The 16205-nt window shown below is 70.3% G+C and carries 11 protein-coding genes and 1 pseudogene; 5 read left to right on the forward strand and 7 right to left on the reverse strand.

The window, feature by feature from the left end; translation table 11 throughout:
- Together AC5WS8_RS13190 and AC5WS8_RS13195 are read right to left on the reverse strand one after the other, a co-directional pair.
- Window positions 1-186 (reverse strand): annotated as a pseudogene (locus AC5WS8_RS13190) (haloacid dehalogenase); the annotation flags it as partial.
- A 248-nt stretch (window positions 187-434) separates the two neighbouring features.
- On the reverse strand, window positions 435-1004 hold the full coding sequence (locus tag AC5WS8_RS13195; protein ID WP_496103545.1) for a DUF1062 domain-containing protein: 570 nt from the start codon (window positions 1002-1004) through the stop codon (window positions 435-437).
- Window positions 1005-1595: 591 nt separating this feature from the next.
- Here AC5WS8_RS13195 and AC5WS8_RS13200 point away from each other — a divergent pair.
- The 4 genes from AC5WS8_RS13200 (at window position 1596) to AC5WS8_RS13215 (ending at window position 6887) form a co-directional block, all read left to right on the forward strand.
- Entirely contained in the window at window positions 1596-2546 is a 951-nt protein-coding gene (locus tag AC5WS8_RS13200) for a phosphoribosylglycinamide synthetase (RefSeq protein WP_496103546.1), read from the forward strand.
- 222 nt (window positions 2547-2768) lie between these two features.
- The gene (locus AC5WS8_RS13205) at window positions 2769-5726 is read left to right on the forward strand and encodes an AfsR/SARP family transcriptional regulator (protein ID WP_496103547.1); all 2958 of its coding nucleotides are present in this window, start codon (window positions 2769-2771) and stop codon (window positions 5724-5726) included.
- A 124-nt stretch (window positions 5727-5850) separates the two neighbouring features.
- Window positions 5851-6024 carry a hypothetical protein gene (locus AC5WS8_RS13210; RefSeq protein ID WP_496103548.1) on the forward strand — a complete coding sequence of 58 codons (174 nt, stop codon included), beginning with the start codon at window positions 5851-5853 and terminating at the stop codon, window positions 6022-6024.
- A gap of 149 nt (window positions 6025-6173) precedes the next feature.
- On the forward strand, window positions 6174-6887 hold the full coding sequence (locus tag AC5WS8_RS13215; RefSeq protein WP_496103549.1) for a response regulator: 714 nt from the start codon (window positions 6174-6176) through the stop codon (window positions 6885-6887).
- 4 nt (window positions 6888-6891) lie between these two features.
- Here AC5WS8_RS13215 and AC5WS8_RS13220 read toward each other — a convergent pair whose 3' ends face one another.
- The 5 genes from AC5WS8_RS13220 to AC5WS8_RS13240 are packed head-to-tail and all read right to left on the reverse strand — an operon-like array spanning window position 6892 to window position 15219.
- The gene (locus AC5WS8_RS13220; RefSeq protein ID WP_496103550.1) at window positions 6892-7965 is read right to left on the reverse strand and encodes an acyl-CoA dehydrogenase family protein; all 1074 of its coding nucleotides are present in this window, start codon (window positions 7963-7965) and stop codon (window positions 6892-6894) included.
- 1 nt (window position 7966) lies between these two features.
- Window positions 7967-9121 carry an acyl-CoA dehydrogenase family protein gene (locus tag AC5WS8_RS13225; protein ID WP_496103551.1) on the reverse strand — a complete coding sequence of 385 codons (1155 nt, stop codon included), beginning with the start codon at window positions 9119-9121 and terminating at the stop codon, window positions 7967-7969.
- Between the two features lie 10 nt (window positions 9122-9131).
- Window positions 9132-13214, reverse strand: a complete 4083-nt coding sequence (locus AC5WS8_RS13230; RefSeq protein ID WP_496103906.1) for a non-ribosomal peptide synthetase — start codon at window positions 13212-13214, stop codon at window positions 9132-9134.
- Window positions 13215-13219: 5 nt separating this feature from the next.
- Window positions 13220-14344 carry a M20/M25/M40 family metallo-hydrolase gene (locus AC5WS8_RS13235; protein ID WP_496103552.1) on the reverse strand — a complete coding sequence of 375 codons (1125 nt, stop codon included), beginning with the start codon at window positions 14342-14344 and terminating at the stop codon, window positions 13220-13222.
- A complete protein-coding gene (locus tag AC5WS8_RS13240; RefSeq protein WP_496103553.1) occupies window positions 14341-15219 on the reverse strand; it encodes a RimK family alpha-L-glutamate ligase in 879 nt (292 codons plus the stop codon). The genes AC5WS8_RS13235 and AC5WS8_RS13240 overlap by 4 nt, the downstream gene beginning before the upstream one ends.
- Before the next feature lie 248 nt (window positions 15220-15467).
- On the opposite strand from AC5WS8_RS13240, the gene AC5WS8_RS13245 reads away from it, so the two are divergent.
- Window positions 15468-16199 (forward strand): sulfotransferase-like domain-containing protein, encoded by a 732-nt coding sequence (locus AC5WS8_RS13245; protein ID WP_496103554.1) that lies wholly within the window; start codon window positions 15468-15470, stop codon window positions 16197-16199.
- The last annotated feature ends 6 nt before the right edge of the window (window positions 16200-16205 follow it).

Genomic DNA, 16205 nt, shown 5'->3' on the forward strand with positions numbered 1-16205 from the left:
GGCGGTCAGGTCGAACCCGGGCCGGAACTCCTGGAACGTCTCGCGGTAGTCGCGCCCCTGGGCGATGACGGCGCCGAACATGGCCGCGAAGGTGTGCCGTGGCACCCCCAGCCAGTCCGCCCACGTTCCGTACTCCCGGGTCTCATCAACAAGACACTCGCCCACGTCGAATACCACCGCACGAATCGTGCTCCGCAGGTTGGACGGCCCAGCACGATGGCGAAGTGGTCCTCTTCAGGCGCCGTCGCGCGCAAGGCCTCACCCTCGCTGGTGCTGGCTCTCGCCAAGGCGCTGCGCTTCGGCCCCGAAATTTCCCCGCCGGCAGCACGGGTGATGCGTCCGGGCGAACGAACCTGTCGCGGACGCGCATGCATCGGGCTGCCAGGGCCTGTCCGGCGGATCTCGCCGGACAGGGCTCCGGTCTGGAGGAGGGTTCAGCGCTTGAGCGTGAAGGTGAAGTCGCCGGAGAGCTTGCCGTTCAGGCGGACTGCCGAAACGAGTTGGCCGTCCGCGATCAGTTTTTCGACCTCGGCCCGTGAAAGACCGCAGCCTTCAGCGATCAGCCGTACCGGCCGGACGGGGATGCGCGCCGCGAAGCGGACCGAGACGTCGATCACCTCGCGGTCCGGATGCTCCGATCCGTCGGTGCGATGATCCGATCCGCCGGTGTCGAGACGCCAGGCGTCGTCCCAGTCGAGGGCGATGCGATTGCGGCGCCGCACGACCGGATCCTGGAGCAGTTCGGCCGCCAGGTGGGGGTCGTTGTCATGCAGTCGGTCCAGCAACTCGGGTCGTACGGAGCGCACATTCATCCGCTCCATGACCGTGAGCTTTGTGGTCTCCCCGCAATCGGTACAGAGCGCGAGGAGCCAGACGTCGATGAGTTTGTGGTTCGCGTTGACGCGGAACTTGCCGCTTGTCCGGAAGCTGTCGGACGCACACACGTGGCAACGGCGGCGAATGAGCGGCAGACACACGGGTTTGACTACCCAGTTTTCGAGCACGGAAGTACACCTGTTTCAGTGAGAAGCTCGCAGCAAAAAGAAGCGCGACGCACATGCGCGACGCGCGACGAATTAGCGCTCGGGAGGCTTCACAGGGTGTACAACGCTATGTCCTTGACTGGACGACTTGGCTCGGCAGCATGGTAGTGATACACCGCGACACTGTTCCACTGATTTTCGGACATCTCACCGCCAGGTTCTGTATGTCGATCGGCGTGTCATCACCGGTGATATCGGGGCGACTTGCACCGGCCGTGCCGGCGAGTACAACGGACGCTACGGACACACCGTCACGCCGCGCGTCCGCAACAGGTTCACCCGCCAGGACGCATCGCGTTGACTTTCCTCCGCTGCGGCTGCGTATCCCGCTTACCCGTCTCCGAGCGCCCGGTGCCACTCTCGGCCGGAGCGCGAACAACTGATCCGTCGGCGGCCGAGGCGGCCCGGCGAGGGGAAGGGGAGGCGGCCCGGCGGGGGGAAGGGAAGGGGATCGGGGAGGGAAGACCGCACTGCACAGTGACGTGTATGTGTGCATACACCCCTGGAAGCTCGCAGTTCAGGCTGCTCCTGGTGATGCCGAGTCACCAACTCGTGCGAAAAGGAGCCGAGCGGGGGTTCCGTATCTGGTCGGTATGGGATCCGTCGCAGTTGGAGGCCGACTTCGCGCCGCGCGTCGAAGAGGTCTCCGAGGAACTGCTGCTCACCGATTTCACCGACGAGACGGGCCTGCGCGAGACCATCGCGCGGACCGCGCGGCGCCATGACATCGACGCGGTGCTGCACTGCGGCCACGGCAGTTCCACCCTGCCGGTGGTCCGGGAGGCGTGGCGGCTGGGTCTGTCTCCGAACCCCCCGGCGGCGTACGAACGGCTCCAGCCCCGCGAGGGGGAAGGGCCGGTCCCCGCAGAGGCTCCCAGGGTGAGCGTCGAGACGCTGACCGTGGACGGGACCCATCACGTCGTGGGGATGACGGCTCAACGCACCACCGGGCCACCGCACTTCCTCGTGACGGGCTACCTTCACCCGGCGCCGTTGACCGACGACGAACAAAAGATCATCTCGGCGGTGGTCGAGGAGCGACTGACGGCGAGCGGATACCGCTTCGGCCCGGCGCACACAGAGGTGGCGCTGCTGCCCTACGGGCCGCGGATCGTGTCCTGCCGCGCGCACCTGGGCGCCGACCGTATCCCCCTGCTCGTCGAGATCGCGCGCGGGTTCGACCTGGAGGCGGCGGTCTTCACGGCCCTCCTGGGCGGCCGCCCGGTCGTGCCGAAGGCTTCCCAGTACGCTGAGGTCGGCTTCTTCCTGCTGCCCGAAGGGCGGCTGGAGACGTTCACCGGCACGGAGGACATCGCCGTGACCCCATGGGTCCGTGGAGCGCGTTTTCCGTACACATCCGGCGACCGGATCGCGTCAGTCGATGATCCGCGTGCCCGGCGCGCGTACGTGGTCGTGGAGGGGAGCACGCCCGAGGTCACCCACGAACGAGTCGCCGAGGCGCGACGGGATCTTGTCACCGATATCCGGCCAACTGCCCGGTGACGCGCGCCGGGTAGTTATGTTTTCCTTCTGCACGAGGCGAGGCACGGAGGTACGAGACGCGGGATCCGACATGCCTGGTGCGTGTGCTCCGCGAGATGATCTACCCTCTGTGGCGTGTGTCCCATCTCATCGCTGACGGGGGAGGATAAGGTGCGGGCCGCGACATCGAGTCAAATTGAAGACGACATAGGAACCAGACCGGAATTCGCCGTTCTGGGATCCTTGGAAGTCCGTAGCGGCAGCGAACTCGTATCGGTCAACGGGGCGCTGCAGCGACGCGTTCTCGTGATGCTGCTCCTGGAGGCGGGGCGCGTCGTGCCCGTCTCCCGTCTGGTGGCGGCCGCATGGAACGACGAACCGCCGGACAGCGCCGAGCACCAGGTGCGCAAGACGGTTGCCAAACTGCGCAGCCGTATTCCGCACGGCCCCGACATCATCGTCACGGACGGACCCGGATACCGCGCGGTCGTCGACACCGAGCAACTCGATCTGCTGCGCCACCAGAACCTGTTGCGGCAGGCCAGGGCATCGCTGGAGGCGGGGGAGACCGAGCGGGCCGCGGCACAGTTGCGTGAGGCGCTGGCGCTGTGGCGAGGGCCCGTGCTGTCCGGTTCCGGCGGACGTGTGGTCGACGCCGCCTCGACGGCTCTGGAGGAGCAGCGGCTGACCGCCGCCGAGCAGCTCTACGATCTGTGCATCGACGCGGGCGAGGCCGCCGAGATCACGGGTGAGCTGCGTGTCCTCGTCGACGAGCATCCGCTGCGCGAGACGCTGCGCAGCCGGCTGATGCTCGCCCTCTACCACTCCGGCCAACAGGCCGCCGCGCTGGACGAGTTCGCCCGTACCCGAGGGCACCTCGCGGACGAACTGGGCATCGACCCCGGCGCGGAGCTGACCGGACTGCACGAACGCATCCTGCGTCAGGACCCGTCGCTCACCCGCCCGGAACGCGCCGTGTCCCGTGCCCCGCACCAGGTGGCGGAGGCGCCGCACGCGCTGCCGTTCGACGTGCCCGACTTCTCAGGCCGCAGCTCGGAGTTGGAGTGGGTCTGCGACGCGGCCAGGCGTGCCGTGGAGGGGGCACCGACGGTCCTGGCCCTCGACGGCATGGGTGGAGGCGGCAAGACGGCACTGGCCATCCGCGCCGCCCATCAACTGGCCGAGCAGTATCCGGACGGCAGTCTCTTCATCGACCTGCACGGCTTCACACCGGGTCAGACGCCGCTGAGCGCGTTCCAGGCACAGGGGGACCTGCTCGCCGCCGCCGGTATCCCCAGCGAGGAGCTGCCCACGGTGCCGGCGGGACGCGCCGCGCGGTGGCAGTCGTACATGCGGGGCCGTCGCATGCTCCTGGTTCTGGACAATGCCGCCGCGTCGGAGCAGGTGCGGGAGCTGATTCCGGCCTCGTCCGACAGCCTGGTCCTGATCACCAGCCGCCCGCGGCTGACCGGACTGGACGGAGCCGAATGGCTCTCCCTGGGCGCCCTTCCGGAGCCGGAGAGCCACCAGATCCTGCGCAACACCCTCGGTCCCGAACGCGTCGAGAGAGAGCCGGTCGCGGCCCGTGAGCTGCTGCGACTGTGCGGAGGGCTACCGCTGGCGGTCCGGATCGCCGCCGCCCGGCTGGCGAACCGCCCGCAGTGGACGGTCCAGCGACTCGTCGAACGGCTGCGGGACCACGACCGGCGCCTGGACGAACTCACCAGCGAGGGCAGAGGAGTGGCGGGCGCCCTGCTGCTGTCGTACCAGTCCATGCCCCCGGAACAGCGAACGGCCTTCCGGCTGCTGGGGCACCACCCCGGACGCTATCTGGACGCCGAGGAGGCCGCCGCGCTGCTGGACACCGATGTGCTGGCGGCCGAGGACGTGCTGGAAGAACTGGTGGACGTACGGCTGCTGGAGGCCAGGGAGCCGGGGGTGTACGCGCTGCACGATCTGGTGCGCAGCTTCGTGCAGCGAGTCGCGCAGAGCCAGAAGGCGCCCGAGGACGGGCAGGCGGTGCGGCGACTGCTGGATCACTACCTGATCGCGGCGGAACGTGCCTGCGACACGCTGTTCCCCGGACGGCGCCACTTCGGAGACGCCGACGAAAAAGGCCAGGAGCGCGACGAGCTCGACCACAAGGACAAGGCGCTCCAGTGGCTCGACCAGCACCGCGAGAGTCTGCTGGCGGCGGTGGACGCCGCGTACCAGGAGGGACTGCTGTGGCACGCTGCGCGGCTGCCGCGTGAGTTGGGCTTCCACTCCAGCATCCGCGCCTACGACGCCAGCGCGAACGCGGCGTTGGAGAAGGGGGTCAGCGCGTCGCGACAGCTCGGGGACCGGTCGTTGACCCGGCTGAACCTGATGAACCTGGCCATGGGCAAGTGGCGGCTGGGGCAGTTGAGCGAGGCCGTCGCCCGGCTGGAGGAAGCCGTGGACCTGTCCCGGCAGATGGCCGACGTGCACAGCGAGGCGGAGTGCCGGGCCCGGCTGGGACAGGCGTGCAACAGCATGGGTGAGCTGGAACGCGCCCTGCACCTGTGCCAGGAGGCCAACGCGCGAGCGCAGGAGCTCGGCTTCACCCGCCTCGACGGCTCGTCGCTGAGCACGCTCAGCCTGGTCCAGGTGCGGCTGGGGCTGTTCGACGAGGCGGCGGCGTCGGCGGAGAGGGCGGTGGCCATCTTCGACTCGATCAAGGAGATACAGCTCTCCGTGGACGCGCTGAGCAATCTGTCCCAGGCGATCGAGCGCCTCGGCCGCCTCGAGGAGGCGCTCGCCTGGGCCGACGCGGCGCTGGAGCGGTGCCAGCGCATGAGCATGCCCTCGGTGCTGCCGCTCGTACTCGCCCGCAGGGCCGATGTGCTGGCGCGCATGGGCGAGCTGGACGAGGCGGCGGACAGCGCCGACCACGCACTCGCCAAGGCCACCAGCAGCACCGACGACATCCACCGTGCCACCGTGCACCTCTCGGTGGGGCGCGTGCGGTACGCGCAGGGGGACCTGGACACGGCGCGGGCTCAGCAGCTGCTGGCCCACGAGATCGCCTGCCGTATGGAGTTGCGCTACGACGAGGCCTGCGCGCTGTGGGGCCTCGGCCGTACCGCCGAGGCCCAGGGAGACGCGCAGCTGGCCGAGCAGCACCGCTCGGCCGCGGACGACCTCTTCTCCCTCATGAAGGTGCCGGAGAGCGCACGCTGAGCCCCCGGGTCGTGCGGTCCACGACAGGGGGATCGGGCGGGTGTCCGGAGGGGAACGGGCCGGGAAGGCCGATCGCGAACATCGGTGAAGTCGAAACGGCCTTCCTTCCCAAAGGAGTTCACCCATGCGCTTCGCCCCTATCGCCGCCGCCTCCGTCATCGCTCTCGGGGCGCTTGTGGGGGGATTCACGGCCTCCTCCGACGCCGACGCGCCGGGGACGGCCCAGCAGCGCACCGTCGCCCTTGCCTCTTCGACGGACCTGACCGTCTCTGGGACGGACAACAACGGCAACGGCTGAGCGGGTGGGCCGCAACCACTGGTTGCGCGCCCCACCGGTCCAGCCACCCGGAAGAGTCACTGCTCTGGAGCGAGCCTCGCGATATCGGGGCGCCGCGATCCCGTTTGTGACAGCGAGGCTTCTACCCAATCCTCACCAGGGGGAACATCATGACTATTCGGGTGCTCATCTGTGATCAGCTGCCCGTGATCGCGGATGGTCTCAAGACCCTCCTCGACGCGGTGCCGGACATCGATGTGATCGGCACGACCCACAACGGCATGGAAGCCATCGTTCTTGTGCGCACCGTGCGGCCCGATGTCGTGGTCACGGATCTGAACCTCCAGACCATTTCCGGCCTTGAGATGATCCGCAGACTCGGCAAGGAGGACGAGCCGCCCAACGTCGTCGTGTTCACCGCGTCCAACGCCGACAAGACGGTGAGCGACGTGCTGCACGCCGGCGCGAGCTGTCTGCTCGGCAAGGACGCCAGCCCGCAGGAGCTGATCACCGCGATCCAGGCGGCGGCCGCCGGACAGACCATGCTCGCTCCCGACATAGCGGAGCGCCTGGTCACCTGGTTCCGTGCGCAGCCGGAGCCCCAGCAGGCCGTGACGTGCCCGGAGATGACCGAGCTGACCCCGCGGGAACGTGAAGTGACCAGGATGGTCGCGCTCGGCATGTCGACCGAGGAGGTCGCCCGCGAACTGATCATCGGTGAGGCCACGGTCCGTACCCATCTCTACCGAGTGCGGACCAAGCTCGGCGTCCGCGACCGCGCCGAGCTCGTGTCACTGGCCTACCGGACCGGGCTCACCCACTCGGCCGACCGGCCCCTCGGCGACGAGAGAATGTTGTCGACGGGGAGCCTGCGCGCCAGTTGATCCCCTACGGCCGGGTTGTCGCCGCGACCGGAAGCTCCGTGCCGGCCGCGGCGCGCCGCGCCGTGCGGATGCGGTCGGCGCCGACGGTGCGCCACAGCGCGGCGGGATCGCCGTACCGGACGGACTCCGCCGCGGCCAGCCTGAAGTACCGGTGCAGGCCGAGTTCCGCCGTCATCGCGCGCACCCCGCAGCTCTGCATGCTCAGCCGCACCACGTCGCGTGCGGTCTCGGCGGCCATCGCCAGCGCCACGACCGGCGCCACGCCGACGGCGTCCGCCTCCGAGTCGACCGACCAGGCCCCCCGGTACACCGCCGCCCTGGTCGCGCGCAGCGTCACCAGGGCCCGCGCCAGCGGGAACGCGACCGCGGGCAGATCACGCAGCCTGGTACCGAACTGCCGCCGGAAACCGGTGTATTCCACCGCGACCCGGTGCGCGCCGTCGGCGATGCCCAGCAGGTAGGCGGCCTGCCGCAGACGTGCCCGGGTGAGCGGACCGGTGGGCGAGTCGTCCAGAGTCCCGAGCACGTCCGCCGTGGTGACCGGCGTGGCTTCGAACCGGGCGACCGGCGGCCAGCACCCGCTCTCCGTGGTGCAGCCGGGTGCCCCGCGCTCCACCGCGACGAGTACCGACCCGCCGCCCGTCCTGGTCGCCACCAGAAGTGTCCCGGCGCTCACGTCGTCGACCGTGACCGCGCCGGTCAGCTCCCAGCCACCCGCTCGCGGGGTCGCGGTGACCCCACTGCCGACCGGCAGCGCTTCCCAGCCCGCCAGTGCCGCGCCGGCCGGACCGCCCATGTCGGCTGCCGTCGCGTCGGCCCGGTAGGAGTTTCCGCAGGCGGCGCGGCCGAGCTCCTCGCTGACCAGCACCCCGGCCGTCAGGCCGAGGTCGAGGCCGCCGGCGGAGGCCGGCCGTTCGAAGTCGGCCGCGCCCAGTTCGTCGAGCACCGTCCGGGTGGGGCCGAGGGCTCCGTCGGTCACCGGTGCGCCGTGCAACTCCATCCGGGCGGGGACGCCGGCAAGGCCCGTACGCAGCGCCTTGCGCAGCTGGATGACGAGCGGATCGGGGGTGAGGTCCATGTCAGTGCTCTTCCTGTCCGATGGAGTCGAACGCGGCGGCCACGATCTGGAGCATCACCTCGGAGGTCCCTGCCGACAGCGTCAGCCCCGGCGCCTCCCGGTAGGCGGAGTCCAGGGTCAGAGCGGCCCTGCTGCGGTTCGCCCGCTGCCCGGGACCGGGGATGTCGGCGGCCCACGCCGCGATGCTCTGGGCGAGCTCGCTGCTGTGGTACTTGGCGACGGCCGTCGAGACCTGGTCGATCCGGTCCGACGCGAGGCCGGTGAGGACCTCCCAGGCGAGGACGTGGTCGGCCGTCAGCGCGCCGTACCAGCGGCCGATCTGCTCCAGGCGGTCGTCGTGCGAGGAGTCCGGGTCGCCGTCGAGCAGCGCGTCCAGCGCGGCCTGGAGCCAGTGCTCCGCCTTGAGGTGGTAGTCGAGACCGGTGCGTTCGATGGCCAGTGCCTCGTTGAGCAGCGGCCACCCCTCGTCGCGCGGACCGAGGAGGTCGTCGCCCGACACCGGAACCGAGTCGAGGTCCACCCGGTGGAAGTGCTCGTCGCCGACGCCGGGTATCACCGACACCGCCACACCGGGGGCGCCCATGTCGACCAGGAACAAGCTGATTCCCTGGTACTTCCCGGCACCCTGCGTCGTACGGGCCGCGCACAGTCCGAGGTCGACGAAGCGTGTCTTGAGGCTGAACACCTTCGTGCCGCTGATCCGGTAGCCGTCGCCGTCGGGTTCGGCCACGGCACGCAGCGCACCGAGGTCCGATGCCGCGTCCGGTTCGGTGTAGAGCACCGAGGCGAAACTCTCACCGCGCGCCAGCGCCGGCAGATACCGGCGCTTCTGCTCCTCGCTGCCCGCCATCAGCAGGAACTGGCCGACGATCTGGATGGTGTTGACGTGGAAGGTGTCCGGCACTCCCGCGCGCACCAGTTCCTCGGCGACGATCGCGGCATCGGTCAGCGGGCGGCCCTCTCCGCCGAACTCGACGGGCCAGTGCACGGCGAGCAACCCCAGCTTGCCGAGCAGCCGGTAGAGCGGACGTGCGTCCGGCTCGACACCGTCGGCGCCGGTGGCCTCCGCCGCCGCGGCACGCACCTCGGCGGAGCGCAGGGCCTTCCGCACCTCCGCCCGGAACCGTTGTTGATCCTCGGTGAATCCGAACCGCATGTACGTCTCCTCAAGAGGCGAGCGTCTCTTCGATCGCCGCGACGACCCGGCTCAACGCCGGTTCCGTGAAAAGGGTGTAGTGGTCGCCGGGTACGCTTTCGGCCCGGAACGGGCCCGTGCACACCGTCCGCCACTGCTCCTCCATGGCGATGTGGGGTGAGGCGGTGAGCACGGTGACCGGTCCGCCGTACGGGCCCGGCGGGCGGTACGCCTGCATGGACAGTGCGGAGGACCGGAACGTCTCGAAGCGGGAGACCGACTCCTGCTCGGTGAGCTCCAGTTCGACGCCGAGGCGGGTCAGTGTCTCCTTGACGTCGGCCACGCCGACGGCGGGGTCGTCGAGGACCGCGCGCACCTCGGGGCCGTCGCGTCCGGTCAGCCTGGCGACGTCGTGCACGAACCGCTGCCGTACCGTCGCCTCGTCGAGGGGGAGGGGGTCCTCGTCGTAGGCGGCGTCCAGCAGGACCAACGGCGGTCGTTCCCCGGTCTTCTCCTCGATCTGCCGTGCGACCTCGAAGGCGAGCACACCGCCGTAGGACCAGCCGGCCAGGCAGCACGACGGGGGCAGGCCGGCTTCCACCAGGGAGCGCGCGATCCCGGCCGCGGCCGCCGCCAGTGCGTCCTGCGGAGCGATGAGGGCGTCGCGTGGATCGGCGGCGAAGCCGGTCACCCCGATGTCCTCGCGCAGTGCCCTGGCCAGCGGTATGTAGCAGAACAGTTCACCGCCCGACGGATGCAGCAGGATCGCCTGCGCCGGACCCGACGCACGCATCACCACCGGTGCCCGGTCGCCGTCCGGCGCGGTTCGCTGTGCGGACAGGCTCTCCAGCGTATCGAGCGGATCGCCGTCGCCATCGCGCCGTGCGGCGCGGACGGTGTCGATGGTGGCGGCCAGGTGGGCGACGGTGGGCGAGGCGAAGAAGTCGCCGAGCGCGATCTCCACCCCGAACCTGCGGTTGATCGCCGACATCAGCTGCACGGCCTGGAGGCTGTTGCCGCCGGCCAGGAAGAAGTCGTCGTGCACACCGATCCGGTCGTCGTGCAGCAGGGGAGCGAGCACATCGCGCAGCAGTCGGCGCTCCGTCGCGGTGAGCGTCTCGTCGCCGGCCCTCCCGCCCGTACGGCTCAGGTCCGGTGCGGGCAGCCTGCGCCAGTCGACCTTGCCGCTGCTGGTGAGCGGCAGCTCGTCGAGGACCACGAAGTACGACGGGATCATGTACGACGGCAGAAGTGTGCCCAGATGTGCGCGTACCGCCGGTACCTGCTGCTCGGTGATGCCGGTCAGATGGCCGACCAGGTGCTTGTCCCCGTTGCCGTCGGTCCACGCACGAACGCTGACCGGCCCGATTCCGTCGAAGCCGGTCAACGCCGACTCCACCTCGCCCAGTTCGATCCGCAGGCCGCGGATCTTGACCTGCTGGTCGATCCGGCCGAGGAAGACGAGCCGTCCGTCCGCCAGCCGTTTCACCAGGTCTCCGGTCCGGTACAGCCGTCCGCCGGGCGCGGTGCCGAACGGGTCGGCGATGAACTTCTCCGCGGTCAGCTCCTCCCGGTTGAGGTAGCCGCGCGCCAACCCGGCACCGCCGATGACCAGTTCGCCCGGCACACCGATCGGCACCTGGCGCAGGTCGCGATCGAGCACGTGCGCCACATGGTTGGTCATGGGCAGGCCGATCGGCGGCGAGGCGTCCCAGCTGCCCGGGCACTCCTCCACGATCATCGTCACCGTGCACTCGGTCGGCCCGTAGCCATTGAACAGCCGCCTGCCCGGGTTCCACCGGTTCACCAGCTCACCGCTGAACGCCTCGCCGCCGACGAACGCGATCCGCAGGTCGGTGAACCTCTCGGGCGTCAGCAGCGGCATCACGGTCGGAGGCAGGTCGATGACGGTGATGCCGGCCTGTTCCATCAGCGACTGGAGCCGCTCCACGGACAGCCGTTCGTCGTCGGTCGCCAGGCAGAGGCGGGCTCCGGTCAGCAGCGCCGAGAACGTCTCGAAGACGGAGACGTCGAAGGTCACCGAGGCGAACCCGAGCACCCGGTCGGCCGGTGTCAGGTCGAACAACTCCCGCGTGGAGTCGATGAAGTTGACCACACCTCGGTGCTCGAGCAGCACACCCTTCGGCTTGCCGGTGCTGCCGGAGGTGTAGATGACGTACGCCACGTCGCCGGGCCGCGCCGCGAGCGGGGGGTTGTGGGCGGGCAGCGCCGCCAGTTCCTCGCGGACGGCGTCCAGCGTCACGACGGGTGCGTCGACCTCGCTCAGGGTCCTGCCGGCGTCGGCGTGTGCGATCACCATCCGCACGCCCGCGTCGGCGGCGATCTCCGCGACCCGCCCGGAGGGATGCGCCGTGTCGAGCGGCACATAGGCCGCACCGGTCTTGAGCACCGCGAGGATCGCGGTCGGCACGTCCACGTTCCTGCGCAGACACAGGCCGACCCGGGCGCCCGCCTCGACGCCGCGCTCGCGCAGCAGGGCGGCGAGCCGGTTCGCCCGGGCGTTGAGTTCGGCGTAGCTGGTCTCGACGCCGGCGACGACGACCGCCACGCTGTCCGGGGACTCCTGGACGCGCGCCTCGAACTCCGCCACGACGGTCGAGTCGCGCATCGGCCGCATCGGGCCCTTGCCGACCTCGGCCAGGAACTCCTTGTCCGCCGGGCTCAGCACCTCCGCGGAGGACAGGGGGGCGTCCGGGGCGGCGGTCAGGGTGTGCAGCAGCCCGTCGTAGTGCCGGGCGAACCGGGCGATGCTCTCGGCGTCGAACAGGTCGGTGTTGAACTCGATGGCCAGCAGGGCGTCGACTCCGGGAGCCGCCTGCTCCACCAGGTTCCAGCTCATGTCGAACCGGGAGGTGCCGGTCCGGACGTCCTCGTGCGAGGTGGTGACACCGGGCAGGCCGGTCGTGGTGTCCGCGTTCTCCACACCGAACACGATCTGGAAGACCGGTGAGCGCGACGGGTCGACGACCGGATCCACCGCGTCGACCAGCTTGTCGAACGGCAGGCCGCCCCGCTCGGACGCCTCGGACGAGACGCGCCCGACCCGCTGGACCAACTCGCGGAAGGTCGGGTCGCCGGAGACGTCCGCGCGCAGCACCCGCATGTCGGTGAAGAGTCCCACCACCGAGGACACGGCGTCGTGCCCCCGGTTCGCGTCGGGTGAACCGATCACCAGGTCGTCCAGGCCGGAGTAGCGGTGCAGCAGTGTGAAGAAGGCGGCGACGAGGACGTCGGACGGACTCGCGCCCTCTTGCCGGGCCAGTTCCCCGGCTCGCTCCAGGGCCTCGTGCCCGACGGTTCGGCGGACCCTGCCGCCCGCGAAGGTCCGGGTCTCGCCCCGCGGCCGGTCGGTCGGGAACTCCGGTACCTCGGCCCCTGCCAGCCTGTCCCGCCAGTACGCGGCGCGTTCGTCCAGAGCCGCGCTGCCGAGCCGGTCGCGCTGCCACACCGCGTAGTCCGGGTACTGCACGGGAAGGCCGGGCAACCGCGGTGCGTCGCCGTCGCGCAACGACCGGTAGAACTCGGCGAGTTCCCGCATCAGCACGCCGCGTGACCGGGCGTCGCAGACGACGGTGGGTACGTGGAACAGGAACAGGTGGTCGTCCGGCGCCACCCTGATCAGCACCGCGCGCCACATCGGCGTCCGGCTCAGGTCGAACGGTTCCTCGACCCGTCGCTCGACCAGTGCCCGCGCGGCGGCCAACCGCTGCTCGTGGTCGTTCCCCGCCGCCTCGACCACCGGCAGTTCGACCGGGACCTCGGTGGCGACGACCTGCATCGGAGCGCCCTCTCGTGCCACGATCGTGGTCCGCAGTGCCTCGTGCCTGGACACGACCGCGGCCAGCGCCGAGCGCAGCGCGTCCGTGTCCAGTCCGCCCCGCAGACGCAGGCACAGCGGCGTGCCGGAGGCAGGGCTGTCCGGCGCCGGGTGGTCGAAGAACCGCAGGGTCTGCTGGGCGTGCGACAGCGGCGCCGGACCTGTGGTGCCGCGCGATGTGGGGCCTCGCCTCGCCACGGCTTCCGCATGTTCCCTCAGCCGGGTCAGGAACCGCGCGCGGCGCTGTGCGGGCAGCGCGGCGAGGCGCTGGGTCATGTCGGTCACCTGAGACTCCTCACCGGCAGCGGCGCCTGGCCCGTCCGGTCGTCCGAGCGCACGGGCAGGTGGGCCAACTCCGAGATGGCAGTGGTCAGTACGTCGATGCCGCGCAGGTAGTCCGAGAGCACGATGTGCTCGTCGTCGGCGTGATCGAGACTGCTGTCGCCCGGGCCGTAGGTCGCCATCGGGACGTCCCAGACCTCGGCGAGGGTGTTCATGTCCGAGGTGGCCGTCTTCACCACGAGGCGGGGCCGTGCGTGCAGTCGCCGGATGCCGGACACCAGCGCGCGCACCGCCGGGTCGGCCCGGCCCACCCGGCAGGCCGCCACCGAGTTCAGTACTTCGAGGCGGCCGGCCGGCAGCCGGTCACGCAGCCCGCTCACCAGCTCGTCGACGGCGAATCCCGGGGGGATGCGGATGCTGAGGTCCGCCGTCGCCGTGGTCAGATCACCGTTGAGCCGGCACAGGGTCGCACCCGGCTGGTCGAACACACCGTGGCTCGCGTCCGGCCCGAGCAGATCGACCAGCGCGTCCCAGCAGGCGACGGCCAGTTCGGACGCCTTCGGCACCGGGTTGCTCGGGTGGGTGGCGGGGCACTTGACGGTGTAGCGCAGGTCCAGCTTGCCCTTGTAGCCGAGTACCACGCTCGACCAGCCGCTGGGTTCGCCGATGATCAGCGCGTCCGGCCGGGCGTGGGTGGCGCGGATCGCCATCGCGCCCCGCGAGCGCGGGGTCTCCTCCTCGACGACGCCCACCACCACGATCCGGCCGGGGAAGTGCACCGCGCCGGCCGCGGCACAGATCATCGCCGCGAGCGGTCCCTTCGCGTCCACCGCGCCGCGGCCGTAGAGCCTGCCGTCCTCGGAGCGGACCGGGAACTGGCCCGAGACGGTGTCCATGTGCCCGAGGAGCATCACGGTCGGGCCGTCTCCGCGTTCGATCACGCCGATCACATTGCCCACGCCGTCGATGTGCGACCGGAAGCCCAGGTCCGTCATCGCTTCGGCCAGATAGTCGGCCAGCTCGCGTTCCTGGTAGGAAGAGGAGGGGATCTCCAGCATCTCGCGCAGCAGTCCGGCGGCGTACGTCTCGGTGACGTTGCCGGAAGAAGTGAACGCCCAGTTCATCGTTGCGCTCGTTCCAGTAGGTGGTCGACGATGTGGTCCGCGACGTCGACCCGGTCGGCGAGCGCGGACTGGAAGCCGGAGAACTCGACCCGGTGATTGACCTCCAGGACCAGCAGTCGGCCGTCGCTGTCCTCGATCAGGTCGACACCGGCGATGTCGGCGCCGACGGCGGCGGCCGCGTTGAGGGAGAGCTTGTCGATCTCCGGTGTGACCTCGCACGGCCGGGTCTGCCCGCCGAGTGCCACATTGGTGCGCAAGGACTCGCCGGTCCGGTAGACGGCGCCCAGCACCTGACCACCGACCACGATCACCCTGATGTCCCGGTCGGGTTTCTCGATCAGCTCCTGCACATACCCGAGGTGCGACTGCGGGCCGGGCAGTGCGGCGGCGTACTCGAGCACCCCTTCCGCGCCGGCGCGGTCGGGCAGTTGGACCACCAGCCTGCCCCATGAGCCGACCAGCGGTTTGATCAGCGCCGGGTAGCCGATGGAGTCCAGGGCGGCCAGCGCGGCCTGCGGGGTGAGGCCGAGCGCGGTGCGCGGAGTCGGCACCCCGGCCGCCTCCAGGGCCATGGTGGTGCGCCATTTGTCGCCGCACACCTCGGTCGCGTCCGCGCTGTTGACCACATCGACCCCCGCCGCCGTGAGGCAGCGGGCCGCGTACGCCGCGCGGACCTGACCGATCTCCCGGTTCAGCGCGAGACTCCAGGGCTGGTCGCGCCGACCGGCCGGGAACCACTGCCGGCGCGGGTCGACATGGTCGAAGGGGACACCTCGCCGGTCGAACGCGTCGAACAACCTCTTCTCGTCCGCGCCGACCCTGCTGGCGAGCACCGCGATCCTGCGGTCACCTGGGCGCTCCGGTGTCGCTGACACGTGACCTCCGTATTAGAACCACTGGTTAGTCGGACGGCATGACCGGCCTTCCGCGTAGAAAGGAGACTACGGGCGAACCGGCGCCGTGTGCCTCCGCGGGAAGTTTATTCGCGGGTGCTCGTCGTGTTGGCTCCTCCCGCTGCGGCTGCGAATTCTGATTACCTGGCTCCGGCGGCCGCTGTGCCACTCTTGAATGGATTCGAATACCTGCCGCAATAGCTCACTGCTGTCAGAGAAGAGGGGGAATTGTGGGACACGAATCGGAGCGGATCCCGGTGCTCGCCCTGTGGAGTGCGCCGCGCTGCCGCTCCACCGCGTTCGCACGGATGATGACGGAGCGGGACGACCGCGTCGTCGTGCACGAACCGTTCTCCCGAGTGGTCGACTTCGGTGAGGTGGAGGTCGGCGACCGGATCGCGCGCGACGAGCAGGACGTGCTCGCGGCGCTGCGTGCCATCGCGACTCGGAAGCCGGTGTTCTTCAAGGACACCACGGACTTCCACTACCCGGCGCTCCTCGCCGACGAGGACTTCCTCTCGGCCGCGACGCACACCTTCATCATCCGCGACCCGGCCGAGGCCATCGCGTCGCACCACGCGCTCAACCCGAACCTCGGCCGCGACGAGATCGGCTTCGCCCGGCTGTACGAGATCTTCACCGCCGTGCAGGCCGCCACCGGCACGACGCCGGTCGTGATCGACTCCGACGACCTGCTGGACCGGCCGGCCGAGACCGTGCGGGCGTACTGCGCCGAGGTGGGCATCCCCTTCCTCCCGGACGCGCTGAGCTGGGAGCCGGGCATGCGGTCGGAATGGCGGTCGACCGGCAAGTGGCACAAGTCGACCAGTGAGACCGCCGGCTTCACCCGAAGCGGGAGCCGCGGAGCCGAGGCGGTCGCGGCGGACCCGGTGCTGCGCGCCTACCGCGATTACCACCTGCCGTACTACGAGAAGCTGCGCGCCGTCGCGCTCCGGCCGTGACCGCTC

The sequence above is a fragment of the Streptomyces sp. PTL18 genome (assembly GCF_059510295.1).